2 protein-coding genes are annotated in these 1,735 nt (G+C 61.7%); one reads left to right on the forward strand and one right to left on the reverse strand.

Features of this window, described 5'->3' with window-relative positions; all coding sequences use genetic code 11:
• Positions 1-63: 63 nt before the first annotated feature.
• Positions 64-945 (reverse strand): PrsW family glutamic-type intramembrane protease, encoded by an 882-nt coding sequence (locus MXAZACID_RS17645; RefSeq protein WP_008492719.1) that lies wholly within the window; start codon positions 943-945, stop codon positions 64-66.
• Between the two features lie 224 nt (positions 946-1,169).
• Here MXAZACID_RS17645 and MXAZACID_RS03615 point away from each other — a divergent pair, with 224 nt between their 5' ends.
• Entirely contained in the window at positions 1,170-1,628 is a 459-nt protein-coding gene (locus MXAZACID_RS03615) for an Hsp20 family protein (RefSeq protein WP_008492720.1), read from the forward strand.
• Positions 1,629-1,735 lie beyond the last annotated feature (107 nt).

A 1,735-nucleotide genomic window follows, 5' to 3' on the forward strand; every position in this document is an offset into this window, starting at 1 on the left:
CCCCAAAAAAGCGGCGCCAAACGCCGGGGCTTATTGAGAGAAGCGCCGGCGCCCGAACGTCCATCACGCATATCCATTCGCCCTGGCCATCGCGACCAGCCCCATATCCAGCGTGAACACCAGCGGCAGCGCCGCGCACATCAGCAGCCCGTGGGCGCCGGGGAAATGCAAGGCGACGGCCAGCACCAGCACGGTCAGCGCCAGCATCACCGCGGAGAAGACCAGCGCGCGGTGACCGCTGGCATCCACCGGATCGCGATGGCCATAAAGCGCGGTTTTGCCGTTCACCGCATGGTTGGTGAGGACCAGGGCAAAAATGCCTTCCACCAGCATCACCGGCGGCAGAATTTGCATCGGCCAGCGCAGGCGCGGCAGCTCGTGATGCAGGTTGAGCAGGAAATCATAAGAGAAATGGAAGCTGATCGGCACGATCAGGGCGAGCAGGATCAGCCGGCTATCGGCGCCGCCTTTCTGCTGCCAGGCCAGGGCCATGAAGCTGCCCATGGTGAAGCCAAAAATCGCGTGCATCGGCACGGCGGTGACGGCGCGCACCAGCCAGGCGCCAAAGCCGCCATGCACCACATAGAGCTTGTTCTCCAGCACCGCGAAGCCGAGCGAGCAGCCCACCGCGATGAGAATGGCGATGCCGGGGCCGATCTCGTTCAGCTCTTTCTTGCCGAAGCGGCTGACGGCGGCGAATTTTACCAGCTCCTCCGGCACCGCGGCCAGCAGCAGGGCGCCCACCGCCGCATGCGCCACCGGGGAGAGGCCACTCTCCGGCACCAGCCCTTCCAGGATTTCGATGATCAGCGCCAGGATGGCGAAGCGCGCGCCGAGCTTGAACATGCGCTTGCGCGTTGTCTTCGGCAGCCGCACATTCACCTTGATCGAGGCGATTTCCCAGATGAACAAGGCGGGCAGGGCGGCGATGAACAGGCTCAGCATGGCGCCTCGGTTGCGGATTGTTGCGCGATAGAAGGATGTTGCGTCGGTTTGCGCAATCGCCCGCTATTCATTTTTTCTTGAAGCGCGCAAAAAAACGCTTATTATATCCGATGCGCGGTCGCCTCGATGAGGGGCCGGGCGCTCATACGGTTCGCCGTTTCGGGGATCGCAGGAGCTGTTCAAAACAGATGTTTTTTCGACCTTGCTTTTGAAGGAGGTTACACATGACCTATGATTTCGCGCCTTTGTTCCGTACCGCCGTCGGGTTTGATCGTCTCGCCCGGCTCGTGGACACGCTGCCGCAGGATTCCGCCAGCTATCCCCCTTACAATATCGAAAAAACCGGGGAAGATTCCTATCGGGTCAGCCTTGCGGTTGCCGGTTTCGCGCCGGAAAATATCGAGGTCACGGTGAAGGACAACGCGCTTCTGGTCGCCGGCCATTTGGCCGAGGAGGCGAAGGGCGAGTTCCTGCATCGCGGTATCGCCACGAGGGCGTTCCAGCGCCGGTTTGTGCTGGCCGAGCATATGGTGGTGGATGGGGCGGAGCTGAATAACGGCTTGCTGAATGTGAGCCTGCGCCGGGTGATACCGGAAAGCGCCAAGCCGCGCCGCATCGAGATCGTCACCGCCAAGTCTGCGCCGCAGACGGTTGAAGCCCCGGCTTTGCCGCACGCCGCGTAACGGAGCAAAAGTTTTGGGGGTGTGGGGACTTTTTTCAAAAAGTCCCCACGAAGATATGGGGTTGTGACGGCTTTCGTGCCGCCGCCCCCGCGTTTTTGCCGCTTTTT

It is taken from the genome of Acidocella sp. MX-AZ02, from assembly GCF_000306035.1.
In the GTDB taxonomy this organism is placed as follows: domain Bacteria; phylum Pseudomonadota; class Alphaproteobacteria; order Acetobacterales; family Acetobacteraceae; genus Acidocella; species Acidocella facilis.